Source organism: Pseudoalteromonas luteoviolacea (genome assembly GCF_018100925.1).
Taxonomy (GTDB): Bacteria; Pseudomonadota; Gammaproteobacteria; order Enterobacterales; family Alteromonadaceae; genus Pseudoalteromonas; species Pseudoalteromonas obscura.
On the sequence record NZ_JAGJEH010000009.1, the window covers coordinates 110,531 to 128,184 of the forward strand.

General features: G+C 40.5%; 17 protein-coding genes. 5 read left to right on the forward strand and 12 right to left on the reverse strand.

What is annotated here, in order from left to right:
• The first annotated feature begins 623 nt into the window (after window positions 1-623).
• The 3 genes from azu to J8M00_RS19725 all read left to right on the forward strand — a co-directional run bounded on the left by azu (window position 624) and on the right by J8M00_RS19725 (window position 3,696).
• Window positions 624-1,073 carry an azurin gene (azu, locus tag J8M00_RS19715; protein ID WP_211012211.1) on the forward strand — a complete coding sequence of 150 codons (450 nt, stop codon included), beginning with the start codon at window positions 624-626 and terminating at the stop codon, window positions 1,071-1,073.
• A gap of 183 nt (window positions 1,074-1,256) precedes the next feature.
• Window positions 1,257-3,200: a S41 family peptidase gene (locus J8M00_RS19720; RefSeq protein WP_211012212.1), complete on the forward strand. Its 1,944-nt coding sequence runs from the start codon at window positions 1,257-1,259 to the stop codon at window positions 3,198-3,200.
• Between the two features lie 145 nt (window positions 3,201-3,345).
• On the forward strand, window positions 3,346-3,696 hold the full coding sequence (locus J8M00_RS19725; RefSeq protein WP_211012213.1) for a hypothetical protein: 351 nt from the start codon (window positions 3,346-3,348) through the stop codon (window positions 3,694-3,696).
• A 121-nt stretch (window positions 3,697-3,817) separates the two neighbouring features.
• On the opposite strand, the gene J8M00_RS19730 is transcribed toward J8M00_RS19725, so the two are convergent.
• From J8M00_RS19730 to J8M00_RS19750, 5 genes are all read right to left on the reverse strand, one after another.
• Entirely contained in the window at window positions 3,818-4,861 is a 1,044-nt protein-coding gene (locus J8M00_RS19730; RefSeq protein WP_211012214.1) for a CHASE3 domain-containing protein, read from the reverse strand.
• 232 nt (window positions 4,862-5,093) lie between these two features.
• On the reverse strand, window positions 5,094-5,387 hold the full coding sequence (locus tag J8M00_RS19735) for a hypothetical protein (protein ID WP_211012215.1): 294 nt from the start codon (window positions 5,385-5,387) through the stop codon (window positions 5,094-5,096).
• Window positions 5,388-5,907: 520 nt separating this feature from the next.
• Window positions 5,908-6,339, reverse strand: a complete 432-nt coding sequence (locus tag J8M00_RS19740; RefSeq protein WP_211012216.1) for an acyl-CoA thioesterase — start codon at window positions 6,337-6,339, stop codon at window positions 5,908-5,910.
• Window positions 6,339-7,157, reverse strand: a complete 819-nt coding sequence (locus tag J8M00_RS19745) for a M23 family metallopeptidase (RefSeq protein WP_211012217.1) — start codon at window positions 7,155-7,157, stop codon at window positions 6,339-6,341. The genes J8M00_RS19740 and J8M00_RS19745 overlap by 1 nt, the downstream gene beginning before the upstream one ends.
• A complete protein-coding gene (locus J8M00_RS19750) occupies window positions 7,150-8,004 on the reverse strand; it encodes a 6-carboxytetrahydropterin synthase (protein ID WP_211012218.1) in 855 nt (284 codons plus the stop codon). The genes J8M00_RS19745 and J8M00_RS19750 overlap by 8 nt, the downstream gene beginning before the upstream one ends.
• 191 nt (window positions 8,005-8,195) lie before the next feature.
• Between J8M00_RS19750 and fabA the strand changes: the two genes are divergently transcribed.
• Complete coding sequence (fabA, locus tag J8M00_RS19755; protein WP_211012219.1) at window positions 8,196-8,711, forward strand: bifunctional 3-hydroxydecanoyl-ACP dehydratase/trans-2-decenoyl-ACP isomerase; 516 nt, start codon at window positions 8,196-8,198, stop codon at window positions 8,709-8,711.
• Window positions 8,712-8,787: 76 nt separating this feature from the next.
• Here fabA and rmf read toward each other — a convergent pair whose 3' ends face one another.
• The 7 genes from rmf to lrp form a co-directional block, all read right to left on the reverse strand.
• Window positions 8,788-8,958: a ribosome modulation factor gene (gene rmf / locus J8M00_RS19760; RefSeq protein WP_023398857.1), complete on the reverse strand. Its 171-nt coding sequence runs from the start codon at window positions 8,956-8,958 to the stop codon at window positions 8,788-8,790.
• Between the two features lie 525 nt (window positions 8,959-9,483).
• Entirely contained in the window at window positions 9,484-10,773 is a 1,290-nt protein-coding gene (gene serS, locus J8M00_RS19765; protein ID WP_211012220.1) for a serine--tRNA ligase, read from the reverse strand.
• Between the two features lie 10 nt (window positions 10,774-10,783).
• Window positions 10,784-11,164, reverse strand: a complete 381-nt coding sequence (gene crcB / locus J8M00_RS19770; protein WP_211012313.1) for a fluoride efflux transporter CrcB — start codon at window positions 11,162-11,164, stop codon at window positions 10,784-10,786.
• Between the two features lie 6 nt (window positions 11,165-11,170).
• Window positions 11,171-12,526: a replication-associated recombination protein A gene (locus tag J8M00_RS19775; RefSeq protein WP_211012221.1), complete on the reverse strand. Its 1,356-nt coding sequence runs from the start codon at window positions 12,524-12,526 to the stop codon at window positions 11,171-11,173.
• A complete protein-coding gene (lolA, locus tag J8M00_RS19780; protein WP_211012222.1) occupies window positions 12,519-13,148 on the reverse strand; it encodes an outer membrane lipoprotein chaperone LolA in 630 nt (209 codons plus the stop codon). The genes J8M00_RS19775 and lolA overlap by 8 nt, the downstream gene beginning before the upstream one ends.
• A gap of 1 nt (window position 13,149) precedes the next feature.
• Complete coding sequence (locus J8M00_RS19785) at window positions 13,150-15,804, reverse strand: DNA translocase FtsK (RefSeq protein WP_211012223.1); 2,655 nt, start codon at window positions 15,802-15,804, stop codon at window positions 13,150-13,152.
• 68 nt (window positions 15,805-15,872) lie between these two features.
• Window positions 15,873-16,352: a leucine-responsive transcriptional regulator Lrp gene (lrp, locus tag J8M00_RS19790; protein WP_023398863.1), complete on the reverse strand. Its 480-nt coding sequence runs from the start codon at window positions 16,350-16,352 to the stop codon at window positions 15,873-15,875.
• A gap of 138 nt (window positions 16,353-16,490) precedes the next feature.
• Here lrp and ald point away from each other — a divergent pair, with 138 nt between their 5' ends.
• Window positions 16,491-17,612, forward strand: coding sequence for an alanine dehydrogenase (gene ald / locus J8M00_RS19795; protein ID WP_211012224.1), 1,122 nt, complete (start codon window positions 16,491-16,493; stop codon window positions 17,610-17,612).
• The last annotated feature ends 42 nt before the right edge of the window (window positions 17,613-17,654 follow it).

A 17,654-nucleotide genomic window follows, 5' to 3' on the forward strand; every position in this document is an offset into this window, starting at 1 on the left:
AATATTTAACCGTGTACCTTGTTTAAAAACAAACTACACAAACAAAATTATAATTACAACCTTTTATTTACACTTTTTAATTTTTTTGTCATTAAATACAAAAAAGCAATAAAAAAGTATTTAAGCAACTGCCATTCTGGCAAGAAAAAGCAGGGTTTAAGGCGAATTATTTAGTTATTACACTTAAATACAAACTGGCAACATATAGAAAAATAACACCAAGATTAAAAAATCTTATCGCGTCACCATCTAAGGAAAAGTTTGCGCGTTGTCGTATTTATTAGTCTGGCTACTTGTCGCTAGCCTTTACGCGTTACGCTGTATATAACCAACCTCGGGCAATAAAAACCAATTTAACTTGTGGTGACCTACCCCCTACTTCAAAACTCGCCCAAGTTTTCTAATGCGCTTCGACTTTACTCGTTAATTTATCGGCCTAAGGGAGCGATTTAACAGTGCCTTTATTAAGCAATTCACATAGGAGAAATGTTGGCAAAATATATAGTTGGGTGATCCAAATCACTTAAATTTGATTAAAGTTACCGTTTTTAGGTATCCAACAATTTACTAATAGACCGAATTGCACGATAATGCGAATAATTTCCATTTAAGGAGTAACATCAATGAAGGTTATAAACAAAGTAGCAGTTGCCGCACTGTGCATTTCAGCATTTCAAGCTTCAGCAAATGACTGTGAATTAACCATAGAATCCAATGACATGATGCAGTTTTCTGAAAAAGCTTTGTCTGTTCCAAGTAAATGTAAAGAAGTAAAGCTCACGCTCGTTCATACGGGAAAATTACCTGCTGCTGCCATGGGCCACAATTGGGTTTTAACTGAGAAAAAGAATGTAAAGGCCGTCGCATCTGATGGTATGCGAGCTGGCGTAAAAAATAGCTATGTAAAGCCAAATGACCCTCGAGTATTTGCGTATACCAAAGTGATCGGTGGTGGAGAGTCTACTTCAATCACTTTTTCGACTAAAAGTATGAGCAAAGATTTGGAATATAATTTTTTCTGTTCTTTCCCAGGCCACTTTGCAATTATGAAAGGTTCATTCAAAATAGTGTAACCCCCTCTTTTTTGCCAGTGTGATTCTTACTACACTGGCTTTAATTAATTTTTTATTTGTCATGCCTCCCCCTACAAACCTATCTGATGTTTCTTTTGTGTAAATTTTAGGTCCATTTTTGTTATTTCTTAGAAAAATTTCGGTTTTTATACCTGACTACAACAAAACCGTAAGGATATATAAATGAGAAAGTCATTACTGGCTAGTACATTAGCACTTGTTTTTAGTTCAGCAACTTTGGCAAACAATTACGCGCCACTAGCTGAAGTGAGAGATCAAATTAAGTCTCCTGAATATACACAACAAGAAAAAGAACGCGTTGTAGAGCAAGCAAGAATTTTCTTAGAAGATCTATACGTACATCAATACGCAAAAGACATATATTATGGCATTTCTCCGACAGGACATGTAAATGCTGTTTCAGAAATTCATAAAGTCATTGCTGAGCTAGATAACCTTAGTACTGATCAATTGCACTCGCGCTTAACAAAAATCTTTAAAGCTCAGCGTGATTTACACTTAGTTTATGTGCACCCTCAGCCTGTGAGAAGCTATGCATCTTACCTACCATTTGAATTCGATAAAACACTAGATGTGTTTGGTAATTCTGAAGTGCGTGTTTCAAATATTCTTGAAAATATTACGCCATATGTAACCGACAGCCGTTTGCCAGAAGTTGGTGACAAGGTTGTGTCTTATAATGGCGTATCTATTCACAAAGTCGTAGAGCAAAACCTTAACGTAGGTTACGGCGCAAATGAAGATGCGGGCTTTATTCGAGCACTGAGCGCCATCACACGTAAAAGACACTCTGTTTCTCTAGTACCTGAACAAAATGATGTTACTATCGAGTTTGTATCTCACATAACTGGCGAAACATATACCACTACTATTCCTTGGATCACAAGGCTTCCTGCTAACTCTGCTGCTTCAAATAACAATGAAACAGCCATTGCAGATTTACTTGCAGAAAGTACAAATATTGAAGCTGCTGAACATGAATTAGTAAAAGCTGAATTAGACAGCGATTCAGGCACCCCATTTGTGACGAACCCGACGGCAGACCCTGAAGTGTCGTGGGCTATTCGTGAAGTTGACGGTAAACAAGTCGGTTATATCAAACTTGATAGCTTTAGCGTGGTTGGTTCAATCGATTACTCACTATGGCTGCTTATCGACCTTCTTCAAAATCAGCTAGCAGATACAGATGCATTGGTATTTGACGTACGAAATAACCCTGGTGGATTGATCACCTATGCCGATAGACTCGTGCAATTGTTTGCTAACAAATCAGCTAAACCAACAGAACTCAGATTTATCAATACTCAGCTGAACTATGACATCCTTCACGATACAATTTTCAGCACATTCGGCCCACACTGGCAAAAAGTACTTGCCGATGTTGTTGGTACAAATGCAAGGTACACTGCTAACGCGTCTTATATAACTGTTCCAGAAAACAATGTGTTTGGTCAAAACTATTACAAACCAGTCGGTGTGTGGTCTAATGCTAAAACTTACTCGTCAGGTGACGTATTCACTTGTGCGGTTCAAGATAACGGCGTAGCTAAGGTTTACGGTGAGCACACACGCACAGGTGCAGGTGGTGCAAACGTTATGAGACACTCTGTTTTTGCACAGTATATTGGCGCGCCTTATTTTGAAGCGCTTCCTCACGGTCAAGAAATGACAGTATCTTGGAGACAAATGGTTCGCCACGGCCACAATAAAAATGCGCTAATAGAAGATTTTGGCTGCGTATCAGACAAAGTAGTACCTCAAACACTTGATAGCCTACTTGATAACGGTGTTGGCAACTTTGATACGATTGCAAGAGATCTACTTGACCAAAGCCAAAGTAAATCAACGGTGACGTTCTTGCAACCACACGTTTCAGACCTAAGTGGTACAGATAGAACACTCTCTATCGAAGTCACTAATACAGAGTTTGTAGATGTGTACTTTAACGGCCAAAAAATGCAGCGGATCCAAGCGAGCGCTTACGGCAATTCAGGTAAAACTATCGAGTATGTAATTCCAGACGACGCGATTGAAGGACAAATCAAATTTGTCGGTCTAGACGGCGGCAACACACCATTATGGAATGGTGCTAGATACTTTTACTAATTCAATGCTCTCTAGCAACAAACACATCATTTAACTAAATGATACAAATGCACAGACTCACACAAATTGTGAGGCTGTGCATTAATGTTTAGCAACGATAAAACTTATAGAAGACATGATTAAAAAGATGCACCAATAGATCAGTTTGTGGTTACGCGAATACGTACACAACCAACCACTGATTGAAAAGACACAAAGCGCAACAAATAAAACCGTTTCTTTTGATGGGTTATCAAATACCGTAAAGACAAAAATAACACCACCAAACCCAAACCAGCAGGCTGTAGAGAAATGCCATGCAGACAACAGCACCGTTTTAGTACACACGCGACCAAACAAGCGTTTTGGTTTGACCCGGTCCAATACCTTTTTATTTAAAATAAGCTTGTATCCGATCCAATGGTGCAATGTGCCAATTAACAATATTAAGAAAAATACAGAACTCGGCATCTACTACCCAAAATCGCCACTGAAACACTTAAATGAAGAAAACTAACGTGAGTTTTTGTTTCCATTTTGGCAATTATATACTGAATACGGTAAAATTACTTCACATTTTTGGAACATTCCAAATAATGAAAAACTTTCATGCTCTTTGGAATAAAAAACAATAGATATCAATCGGCGACATTACTGTTTGTATCGCTTTGCTTCGCATTATTTACGAAGTTATCTATCTCTTCAGGGGCTTCAACCAGCTTATGCGCAATTGATATTAGCTCACTAAGTTCATCGCTTTTATTGAGTGATGCTGAATCACTCTTAAACTTTTTAAGAGAAGTGTACACCTTGTGTGCTGGTAATTTGGTCTTCAGACTCAAATCGACTAAAAATTGGTTTTGAGCTTTGATTAGATTAACGTCGAGTGTATGAGCTTGTTGCAATTTAACAATAGTTGCTTCGCTGTCTGCACAGCGCTTTTTTATGTCGCTAGCTAATTGCTCTACTTCGCGACAACTATCTCCCTGGGCAATCAAAATCGGGTTATCTGAGAAATCGCTGTTGATATATTTATTTAGGCAGTGAAGTGGCTCCATGACCTTATATTTTATCGTGTAAATTACCCAAATAATCAAGATCAAGTACATGGCTTCAAGCAACCAGATTGAGATATGATACAGTGTTTTTGCCTCTTTATATTCTGATGTTCTCGCTTCAAGTAATACCCTCTCCTCTTTTTCAAATACCAGCAACGTATTTTCAATCTCTCCCATTAAATGACGTCCAAGATCTGTTCTGACAAGCTCTAATGCTTCCTGCTCTTGGCCACTTTTGACAAGTTGAATTGTTTGCTCCAATTCAGAAAACTTATCGTTTAGCACAACAATCAACTCTGACAACCTGTTTTGTTGATTTGGATTGTCTCGTGTATTTGTTTTTAGCGCTTCAAAAAGTTTGGAAGTTAATTTGGTACCCGTGTTGTATGGTTGTAGATAAAGAACATTGCGAGTAAGTATGAAGCCACGCTGTCCTGTTTCAGCATTTTTAATTTGTGTTCTGAGTTGGTTTACTAAATCAATCACTTCATGCGTATGGATAACCCAATACTCATGTTTGTCTTTAACGCTTTGGCTACTATTGAGTATGATCAGATTGACCAATGCAGTGATCAAACTGGCTAAAATAAAAACCGTAAGCACAGTTTTGAGGCTGTATCTCACTATCAATACCTATATTGGCGAATCCATGTATATATAAATTGTAGTCAGAAAAACAAATGCAGTGAGAAATCATTGAGATAATTCTCTACACATACATAGATAATGTATAAGGATGGTTTTTACTTAGGTGCTCATCTAAATTTAGTTACAGCAACACATACCTGAGCACCTAAAATATTATGACTACTACGTATCTGCACATATTTGTGGTGAATGTTATGACAGGACTTTACTAACCAAGATCTCGCATTAGTATCTCATACTCCTCATTTGCATCTGCAATAAGGTGGGATAGCTCTCTTGCATCCCGCTCTTTGAGTACAAGCTGCCAGCTAGTAGCGCCTTCAATACCTGTGATCACAATGTCGGCACCAGTGTGTTCATATTTAATATTATCAAACTGGGTTGAATGGTGCTCATGAAGCTCAACAATATCGACATCCAGCTGACCTGTTGGGAAGACTTCAACATGGGCATGTAAATTTCTTTCTCCAGATAAGCAATATTCTCTATGTATAGTAATCATCACAAGCTCCTTACTGTTTGTTTAAGCCAAAAGTAAGTGTAGATCAGGTTAGTCAGATAGTGATACCCCGTCTAGATTTGTGGCGATTTATATTTCACAAATATCGGAATCAGCGTGAAAAAAGAACATATTAAATTTTTATGAATTATCAACCTTGGGTAAACCTCAAGGATCCCTTGAGGCAGATATCACATAGAGTTAATCTGTCAAAAATTATCCAAATTGGCCTTTATAACCCGCTACACCTTAGTGATTCACTGCTATTAAACGAGGATAGAGTCAGATTAATATAGTTGGAATCTTTCACGCTGCTCAGCGCAGAGTACCAAAAGCACTGGCCGGGACAGATAATGATGCCAAAGCGGAATTGAAAAAAACACATATCGTAAACAAGTGACCGTTAACTGTTACGTGATAAGGAGAATTGACAAATAATGCGGATGAGCTGTAGCTAATAAAAGGAAGTTGCATCAATAAGCATTCAGTAAATAACAAAGGGGGCTACCGCCCCCTCTAAGTATTATTGAAACCCGTTCAACATATTTTCACATACAACAGGCGTAGGCCTGTGATTGTCATCAACTGCGACAAATGTAAAGCTGCCTGAAATAGCCAAGTGCTTATCATCTTTGTGCATCGTTTCCAAGAAAATTTGTACTTCTACTTTGAGACTCGTGTTACCAACATGGACAACTTTCGCAACAAGCTCAGCAAACGTGCCCGCGGGAATAGCTTCTTTAAAATCTACACGGTCCGAGGAAATTGTTACTAATGGTTTGCGGCAAAACCTTGTTGCCGCTATAAACGCCACTTCATCCATCCACGCCAACGCATCGCCACCAAAAAGCGTGTTGTGATGATTGGTTCTACCCGGAAATACAGTTTTGGTTACCGATGTTATCGAGTCATGAATACGTTTCGCAATGGTTGCGTCTCTATCTTGTTCTGTCATTATTTACTGCTTTTGTTTGCTGGTTTATCTATCATTAATAATTCAGGGTCCAGTCTCTCACCGTACCAATTGAAACGCCAATCCAAATGTGGGCCTGTCACGCGGCCTGTTGCGCCTATATCACCTATTACCTCACCTGTGGAAACCATGTCCCCCACTTTGACGTGTAGCTTGCTCATGTGAATGTAGGTGGAAGTAATACCGTAGCCATGATCTAAAATCAAAGTTCCACCACTGTAATAGAGATCTTTTTCAGCAAGCACAACTTTACCCGGCAACGGCGCCCATATCGGTGTGCCGGTTTTGTTCGCGATGTCTAAACCAAAATGAGGGCGACGAGGCTCGCCATTAAAATATCTTTGACTTCCATAAACACCGGAAATACGGCCTTTCGCGGGGCGATATACTGGAGAATCAAAAAACTCAAGTGTACTGCTTTTGGCACGCGCAGCACTCACTTTCTTAGAGTCATTACGAATACGCTGCAATACCTCTTTCGGTGGGGAGACATATTTTTTTGCGACTCCAGTAATTCGATCGATATCGTAATCACGTGAGGTTATAAAGAACTCTTTCGAGTGCTGAATGTTATTTTTGTCGACCCAAATTAGCTTATGCTCGCTCTTTGCATCGCGTCCAAAACCAAAAACAAACTGTCCATTGGGTGTTATTTTCAGTTCTTTGCCATTTAGAGATACTGATTTTATGCCCTCTAAATGACCAGTCACCATGCCTCCTTGTGTAAGGTGGCCTTTTAACTCAATTGCTTGTGCACTCAGTGCAAAGCATGCGCCCAGTGCTAGCAACAATTTATGCATAAGCAATAGCTCCTTTGCCCACACCCTCATAGGCTCTGACTTTTACTTCTTTGTCTGGGTATGTCGTTTTAATTTTGTTAGCTAAGTAGTCAGCAATACACTCTACTGTGGTATCACACGGTAAAATATCACATCGCTCTTTGCTGATACACATTTCAAAATAGCCTTGAGATGATTCGTATGCGAACGAATAGTCTTCTTGTTTCGCTGAAATATACTTTAATTGAGCATGCTCAATTAAGTCTTCTTGCGTACCTAAATAGATATCTTCCCACTTTTGAGACCACTCTTTTTGTAGTCTAGGCATACTTACACCATCAAAGAATATGCCGATTAATGAGCGGTGCCCATGAATAATGCGTTGGCAATTACCATCGTGCTTTTTCAAGCCGTGGCTGTAATGATAATAGAAGCTACTGGTTTGTTCTGGACGTAGAGCAATTTCAATGTCTTTAACATTGTCAGGCATTTGAGGCAAAATTTGTTGCTTTAAAAAGGCAATGACAGATTGCTCGTCAATCTTTTCACCTTCAACAACACAAACCGCTTCATCTGGCGCACTCATAGCAAGGTGATGACCATCAAACTCATAATCAAATGATACCCTGCCGCCATTCAAATCTAACTGACAATCTAACGCTGAGGGAATGGCCAATTTATGATCTATTGTGTTATCAATAATTGCTTTAATTTGTTTTTTTACTTTTGCAAAGTCTAAAACCATTGACTCTTCATTCAGTTGACCATGCAGCGTCATATCAACTATCCAACTTTCTCCAACAGCGCCGCGTTTAGCACATAAGTAAGAAAAATCTATTACCGTCAAGGCATCTACAAAAAGGATCATAAATTTCCATTAAATTACTAACAAACAACCCGATTATAAAGTTTTTTCAACCAAAAATCGCGTAAATCACAAAGAGAATTGATTTTAATGTTACTGACGTATGATATAGATAAAAATTTAACTGTTCAGAGTTGTTTAGCGTACAAGTGTACGCTAGAGTACCCGCAATTAGAAAATGAAGAATGAATACTATGGAACCTAAAAATAGTTATACAAAAGAAGAACTAATCCTTTGTGCTGAAGGTAAAATGTTTGGTGAAAACAATTGCCGTCTGCCAATCGATAACATGTTAATGATGGATCGCATTGTAGAAATCAATGACGACGGCGGTGAATACGGCAAAGGCCAAATCATTGCAGAACTAGACATTAACCCTGACCTATGGTTCTTCGATTGTCACTTCAGAGGTGACCCTGTAATGCCTGGTTGTCTTGGCTTAGACGCTATGTGGCAGATTGTTGGCTTTTTCTTAGGCTGGTCTGGTGGCCCAGGACTTGGTCGTGCACTAGGTGTAGGCGAAGTTAAGTTTACCGGTCAAATCTTACCTACAGCTAAAAAGGTAACTTACCGTGTCGACATGAAACGTGTTATCAAGCGTAAATTGTTTATGGGTCTTGCAGATGGTGTTGTTGAAGTAGACGGCCGTGTGATCTATGAAGCAAAAGATCTAAAAGTGGGCCTTTTCCAAGATACTAGCGCGTTTTAATTTCTATCAGTCGATAGAAACAAATAAGCCCCTTTTCGGGGCTTTACTTTATCTCTTCGGTTCTGTTGATTCTGTTTTAGGTTTTAAACATATTGCGATTGTCTATGGCCTCTCGCCAGCCACCTAACCATTCTGATCTGTGCTCAATTTGCTGATATGGACATAAATCTTTGGACCGTCCTGCTAAACCTGCTTTAAATCCTTGTGAGTGTGCTCTCTCTAAACGGTCTCTTTTCTGTCTCTTCATAGGTAAATTCCTCACCTTCAATTTTTGATTGCTTAGTCTTACCGACATCCACATTTAATAAATAGTTAACCCAACTGTAATTTGCAACTATATTTGCGTCTTAATCTCGAATGCTATTTACAACCTCTTTTTAAGCAGAAAAATATATAAGCCGCGCAAATCAGGCACTACATGTCACTCAACTATCTTGGATAGAATCAAATTTAAATTTTGCAATAATGGTAACAATAAGACATCTGCTCACACTTGGTATCAGTGCGTGCAAAACTTATTCAGAAGGAATGGCCAAACCTCAGGTTCCAATTAACCATAGTTTGAAATCACATGCAATAGAGAATAGATAAGAACTTTTCTCAAATTGAAAAATTGGTTTTTTAATGCTTGAAATACTATAAAACAAATAATAAATACGATTAATAAGATTTTTATGAGTTAATGATGCAAGTTACACCGTAAAAAAACATTCATTATTTTGTCATAAAAAAGGCCGCTAGATAGCGGCCTGATATCAATCACTTGGGCTGATTACTTAAGAACCTCTAAGCCACCCATGTAAGGTTTAAGTACATTAGGCACAACAATCGAGCCATCTTCTTGTTGATAATTTTCTAATATTGCAACAAGCGTACGACCAACAGCAAGACCTGAACCATTTAGCGTGTGAAGTAGCTCTGGCTTCTTCTCTCCAGCACGGCGGAAACGTGCTTGCATACGTCTCGCTTGGAAATCTTGCATGTTTGAACAAGAAGAGATCTCTCGATAAGTGTTTTGAGCAGGTAACCAAACTTCTAAATCATATGTTTTAGCTGCACCAAAACCCATATCTCCCGTACACAAAACCACTTTTCTGTATGGAAGTTCAAGCGCCTGTAAGATGCCTTCAGCACTGCCTGTAAGCTCTTCAAGCGCATCCATTGAATCTTCAGGTTTAACCAATTGGACAAGTTCTACTTTGTCAAACTGGTGTTGACGGATAAGACCACGTGTATCACGACCATAACTACCCGCTTCACTGCGGAAACAAGGCGTGTGTGCAGTCATCTTGATTGGAAGTTCTTTCTCGTCGAAGATTTCATCTCTTGCACAGTTTGTAAGTGGTACTTCAGCAGTTGGGATCAAACTGTAGCCATCTTGGTCTTCTTCAAGCACTTCTGTATGGAATAAGTCAGCCGCAAACTTTGGCAATTGACCTGTCCCATACAAGCTTGCTTTGTTTACCAAGTACGGCACATACATCTCTGTGTAGCCGTTTTTGTCAGTGTGTGTATCAAGCATGAATTGCACAAGCGCACGATGCATACGCGCAACACCGCCACGCATCACGGTAAAGCGCGAACCACTTAGTTTCACGCCTGTTTCAAAGTCAAGACCCTTGTCTAGTGCTTCACCTAAATCAACATGGTCTTTTACTTCAAAGTCAAACTGCTTAGGCTCACCCCACTTAGAAACTTCAACGTTATCGTCTTCATCTGCACCCTCAGGGACATCTTCAGCAGGCAAGTTTGGTAATGTTGATGCTAAGTCTTGTAGCTGGGCTAAAATTTTGTCTTGCTCTGCTTTTGCAGCCGATAGTTGGTCACCAAGATTTGCAACCGCATCTAGCAGCGGCTGTACATCTTCACCTTTTGCTTTCGCTTGGCCAATTGCCTTGGAGCGGCTGTTTCGCTCACTTTGTAATTCTTGGGTTTTTGTTTGCAAAGTTTTACGCTGCTCTTCAAGCGCGTTAACTGCTTCAACATCTAGCTCAAAGCCACGTTTTTTTAAGCGCGCAGCAGCTTCTTCGATGTCCTGTCTTAAATACTTTGGATCTAACATGTTTGTTCTTTTAACCTTTTTGCATGACTAAGCAAAGACCTATCCAGGCCATAAATATACATACGACGACATTCAACGTTATATTCAATGCCATCTTCATAAACTGGCCTTGTTGTAACAACAATAGGCTGTCCATGGAAAATGTTGAAAATGTCGTCAAAGCACCTAAAAAGCCGACTCCTATCAAAGCCTTGGCAGGAGATACAGCTATTATTTGCTTTTCGATTAATCCGTAAAGAATGCCCATCAACAATGAACCAAGAATATTAACGGTCAATGTACCAAAAGGGAATCCCTTACCCATGAGTTTTAACACAATATCACTAATAAAAAACCTTAAGCAGGCGCCAAACGCACCACCAAAGGCAATCATTATATAAGTTTTGAGCATTTCCATTTATGCTTGACCCGGTTTTTTATTATACCGTTTTTGGTTACTTGTATTATCTAGGCTTTTTAAGTAGTTGAGCTTTTCTTTAATTTGCTTTTCTAAACCACGATCTGTTGGGAAGTAGTATTGCCGATCAGAAACAGATTCTGGAAAATAGTTCTCTCCCGCAGCATACGCCCCAGGCTCGTCATGGGCATAACGATACTCCTCTCCAAAGCCCATTTCTTTCATTAATTTTGTCGGCGCATTGCGAAGGTGCTCTGGTACTGGTAAATCTACATCTGTTAGAGCATCCCGTTTAGCCTGTTTGAATGCCGTGTATACAGCATTGCTTTTCGCTGCACTTGCAAGGTAGATTGTCGCTTGTGCAATTGCGCGCTCCCCTTCTGCTGGGCCTACTCTGTGAAAAATGTCCCACGCGTTGAGCGCGACTTGCAGTGCTCTGGGGTCTGCGTTTCCTATATCCTCACTGGCAATAGCGAGCAAACGCCTTGCCACGTAAAGGGGATCTCCCCCACCCGCTAGAATACGACAATACCAGTATAAGGCCGCATCAGGGCTACTTCCCCGAACTGATTTGTGAAAAGCCGAAATAAGGTCATAATAGATGTCCCCACCCTTATCGTATTTTGCAAGGTGTGTAGGCAATATTTGCATCAACACAGACTTATCAATGTCTACGTTGCTGCCATTTCGATGTCCCAAATCCACCGCTTGCTCTAATAAGTTGAGCGCTTTGCGTGCATCGCCATCTGCGGCTTGTGCCAGCGCATTTAAAGCTTCATCCTCAATATTAATTGCAAGTTGGCCCAATTGTTCGTCATCACTGAGTGCTTGCTTTAGTGCAAAAACCAGTTCTTCCAAAGTCAATGGCTTAAGCGTGTAGACTCGCGCTCGTGACAAAATTGCATTGTTTAATGCAAAAGAAGGGTTTTCTGTCGTCGCACCTATAAAAACAAAGGTTCCATCCTCAATATGGGGCAAAAATGCATCTTGCTGTGATTTATTAAATCGATGTACCTCATCAACAAATAGCAAGGTACGTCTACCTGATTGGGCTAATCGACTTTTTGCTTCTAGTACTACTTCTCTGATCTCTTTAACACCAGACGTAACTGCTGACAGTTTTGCCAATTGCGCATCTGCATGGTTTGCAATGATCTCTGCCAAGGTTGTTTTGCCTACCCCAGGAGGGCCCCATAAAATCAAGCTGTGGCATCGACCCTGTTCGATTGCTCGATATAAAACGGAATCTTTGGCAATTATGTGTGTTTGGCCAATATAGCCCTGTAACGACTTTGGCCGCATTCTAGCGGCCAAAGGTCTAACATCAGGTGCAAAGTCAAAACCTAAACTACTCACTGGCAGTTTGGTCGTCTATGACCACTCCATGGGGGATTTTGAATGTAAATGATTTATCGTCTAGCTCAATATTTGTTTTGGCATTCGAAAACTTAAACGTCGAAGTTTGCCCTGATGCATCTTTAATACTTAATGAATCAATAGCAACGCCTGCACTTGCAAAAACAATGTCTAACAGCTCAACTTGTGATTCGACATTCGGCTTTGGTGAAATCCGGTAGCCTACAGTCGTTTTGCTTACATCGTACTTTTCCCATTGCGCTTTGTCTTGAGTAGTTAATAAAATAAATGGTGTTGTATCTATCAAACCCGCAGTATTCATTACTGTGACTTGCTCAGCAAAGCTGTCAAAGTAAAAAGTCTTATTTCCGTCAGACACTAACAAGGTTTCATCTGGTTCTAGTTGCTGCCAACGAATCTTTGATGGGTATTTAAGTGCAATATTGCCCGTTCCATCTTGCAATAATGTACCTTCTTCATCTTTAACTTTTTGAGTAAAACTCGCTTCAAATGTATTTAGAGATCTGAGCTTTAACTTTAAGGATTCAGCTTCATTCGCAAAGCTTTGCGAAACAAAACCGCATGACAAACCTAGTACTAAGGCTATTGTTTTAAACTTCATTTTAATTTGCTCCACCTTTCGGTACTAATACTTCGCGTGCACCGTTGTGACCCGGTGCACTGACAACGCCAGACATTTCCATTTGCTCAACCAAACGTGCAGCACGGTTATAACCAACTCGAAGCTTACGTTGAACACTCGAAACAGACACTTTACCAGTTTCAATCACAAATCCTACCGCTTCATCATACAGTGGATCAGATTCTTCATCGCCACCTTCAGGCTGTTCACCCGGTAACAAAATTTCTTCTGTTGCATCACCGCATAAGATATCTTCGATGTAATTTGGTTTGCCTCGCGCTTTCCAATCATTTACTACTGCATGCACTTCGTGATCATCCACAAATGCGCCGTGAACACGGATTGGAACACTGGTACCTGGCGGCAAATATAACATGTCACCCATACCTAGTAGATTCTCCGCACCTTGCTGATCAAGAATGGTACGTGAATCAATTTTACTCGATACCTGAAACGCCATTCGTGTAGGTATATTGGCTTTTATCAAGCCAGTGATGACATCAACTGATGGTCTTTGAGTAGCTAAAACCAAATGTATCCCAGCTGCACGCGCCTTTTGTGCGATACGTGCGATTAACTCTTCAACTTTTTTGCCAACGATCATCATCATGTCAGCAAACTCATCAATTACCACAACGATGCTTGGCAATTTATCTAGTTCTTCTGGGCCATCAGCCATGCCATCAGTATCTTTAAACAATGGGTCCAGAATTGGTTGTCCGGCCTCTTTTGCTGCTAATACTTTTTGATTGTAGCCTTTGAGGTTTCTCACACCCAATGCAGACATCAGCTTATAACGGCGCTCCATTTCACCTACACACCATCGCAGTGCATTGGCTGCCTCTTTCATATCCGTCACAACCTCGCATAACAGATGTGGGATCCCCTCGTATACAGATAGCTCCAACATTTTTGGGTCTATCATGATCATACGAACATCTTCAGGTGGTGACTTATACAGTAAGCTTAATATCATTACATTAACGCCAACTGACTTACCAGAACCAGTTGTACCCGCAACCAGTAGGTGAGGCATTTTAGCAAGGTCTGCCACCACAGGCTCCCCTGCAATGTCTTTACCCAATACCATGGTTAATGGGGAAGCGTTTTGTTCAAACTTTGGCGCATTGATAACTTCTGAGAGCCTTACTATCTCTCGGTTTTTATTTGGCAATTCAAGGCCAACATAAGTTTTGCCTGGAATGACTTCAACAACACGTACACTAACCGCTGACAGTGATCTTGCTAAGTCTTTTGCCAGTCCGGTTATCTTAGCTACTTTAATACCCGGAGCAAGATCAAGCTCGAAGCGTGTAACAACAGGTCCCGGATAGACCCCGACCACCGTAGCTTGGATATTGAAATCCAAGAGCTTGGCCTCAACAAGGCGAGATACCGTTTCCAACTCTTCTTTTGTAATCGGGTTTTTTGCTTTATCTGGCCTATCAAGTAAATCAAGTGATGGAAGCGGATCGGCCGGAGGTTCAGCTTCCAATAAAGCTTCGAATTGTTCTTTTGCAGAAGGCGGTGGCTGATATGCTGCTTTTTGATTTGCTTCACCATCTGGCTTTTTTAACGGTCTCGCAGGCGACACAACCTTTGTTACTGGCTCTTCTTTTACTGCCGCATCATCCAACGCGTTCAATGCTGCTACTGTGTCCAGTGACTCATCGTCAATCGCTGAGAAATTGATTTCCTGCTCTAATATATGATCAAGTTCATCAAATACATCGGCTGCAACTGGTTCATCAAAAGGTGGTTGCGTCTGCAATATCGGTTCAACCACTTCGGCTCTTTGAGGCTTTTTATCTTCTTTTTTGCCGACAACAGAGAACAGCTTGTCTTTTAGTTTGAGTGGCTTTTCAGCCTGATCATGCACTTCAGGTTCAGCCACAGGAGCGCTTGGCTCTTCAAAATTATGAGCGCGCTCAATTTCATCTTTATCTTCTGATTCAAGCTGTATTTCTTCAATAAATGCTTCGCTTTCAGGTGCTTCACTTGGCACTCCACTTTGAGGCATTGTGTCTGCTTTTTGCTGAACTATGTCATTTTTCTTAGTCATTTTAGCAAAAACAAACTTTATAAATTTAACGACCTTCTCGCCTAAATAATCAACAGCTTCAACCCAAGAAACCCCGGTTAATAAAGTGATACCAGCAAAGAAAAAACACAATAGAAGAATAGAGGTGCCAGTAAAGTTAAATGCCGGCATCATGGCACCTGCCACGACGTCCCCCACTACTCCACCGGAAGAAAATGTATAAATATCGTCAAAATTGATACTACTTATCGCACTGGATGAAGCAATAAGCAACGTTGCACCAATAATTCGTAAACCAAGGGTGGTATAATCTAATTGGAAAATCTTGTGCGGTTTTTTAAATAGCAAATAGCCAAATAACTGCATTGCAGCAGGTACCCAAAAGGCAAGCCACCCAAAACTCAGTAACAAAATATCCGCAACCCATGCACCTGCTGCACCGGTGATATTATTTACTTTTACAAACTCACCCGCTTGTGTCCATGCCGGATCGGCTGGATCAAATGAAACCAAGGCGCAAAGCGTAAAAATTGCAGCTGCAGTGCTGACAATAAGACCCGTTTCTAGTAGGCGCTGAACACCATTTAAGCGCATTACATTCAACCTGTATTTATCTTTTATTGTAAACTTCTATTATAGGTTACACCATATCAAGAAATTCTTTAAGGTGCACAAGGTTTTATAACCTCCCCCTGCTCTCCTTTAACCTCTTCCATTACTACATAAGTACGACTTTCGTTAATATTAGGCAGTTTTAAAAGAATTTCACCGAGTACGCCCCGGTACTCCGACATGTCAGTAACCCGTGTTTTTAATAAAAAATCAAAATTGCCTGATACCAAGTGGCATTCAATAATTTCATCGTGTTGTTTGACAGCTTCATTAAACTGTTCAAATACATCTGGAGAGTTTTTATTAATTGTAACTTCAACAAATACAAGCAACCCCTGCCCCAACTTTACTGGGTCTACCACAGCTTTATATCCTTTAATGAAGCCATCTCGTTCGAGTTTTTTTACTCTTTCTAGGCACGGTGTTGCACTAAGCCCGATGCGTTTTGCCAATTCTACGTTAGATATCCTGCCGTCTTTTTGTAATTCGACTAGAATTTTTCTATCAGTTCTATCTAGCTGAGTATGCATGAAAAGTGTTTTATCCTGCTTTTTAGTGTTTTATAGATTTATCATCTTTAAAATAGCACAAAAAAGGTAGGACACACTAGCTTTGCATAATTATAATAGTCGAAAATGTTATCCGTTCTTACTTTGAGGCGATTTATTATGATTATTGGTGTACCTAAAGAGATTAAAAACCACGAGTACCGTGTTGGTATGGTTCCAGCAAGTGTTCGTGAACTAATAAACCACGGCCACCAGGTTATTGTTGAAACAAGTGCTGGTATCGGCATTGGTTTCACTGATGAAGATTATATCCAAGCGGGTGCTGAAATTTTACCAACAGCTGCGGACGTTTTCGCAAAAGCTGAAATGATTGTTAAGGTAAAAGAGCCACAGGCTGTTGAGCGTGCAATGTTACGTGAAGATCAAATCCTTTTCACTTACCTTCACCTAGCACCAGATCTTCCACAAACTGAAGATCTAATTAAGAGCGGCGCAATCTGTATTGCATACGAAACTGTAACTGATGCACGTGGTGGTCTTCCACTTCTAGCACCTATGTCAGAGGTTGCTGGCCGTATGTCTATTCAGGCTGGTGCTCAAGCGCTTGAAAAATCAAATCTAGGTCGCGGCATGCTATTAGGCGGCGTACCAGGTGTTGAACCAGCTAAAGTTGTCGTTATCGGTGGTGGTATGGTTGGTCGTAACGCTGCTCAAATGGCTGTAGGTATGGGTGCTGACGTTACTATCCTAGATCGTAACATCGACGTTCTACGTAGCCTAAACGCGCAGTTTGGTAGCCAAGCTAAAGTAATTTACTCAACTGTTGACGCACTTGAGAAGCATGTTGTTGAAGCTGACCTTGTGATCGGTGGCGTACTAATCCCAGGTGCAGCTGCGCCTAAGCTAGTAACAGCTGATCATATCAAAGCAATGAAGCCTGGTGCCGCTATTGTTGACGTTGCTATCGACCAAGGTGGTTGTATCGCTACTTCTAAAGCAACAACGCACGCTGAGCCAACTTACATTGTTGACGATGTTGTTCACTATTGTGTTGCTAACATGCCTGGTGCGGTTCCTCGTACTTCTACTTTTGCACTTAACAATGCAACTCTGCCGTACATCATCAAGCTTGCAAACCTGGGCTACAAAGAAGCGCTTCTTTCTGATGAGCACTTCCTAAATGGTCTTAACGTTCTTAAGGGCCAAGTAACTTGTAAAGAAGTTGCTGAAGGTTTCAATATGGAATTTGTTGAGCCTCGTTCAGCTGTTGAAAACGCATAATCGCGATCAGCTATGAATAGTAAAAAGGCCTGCAATTTTGCA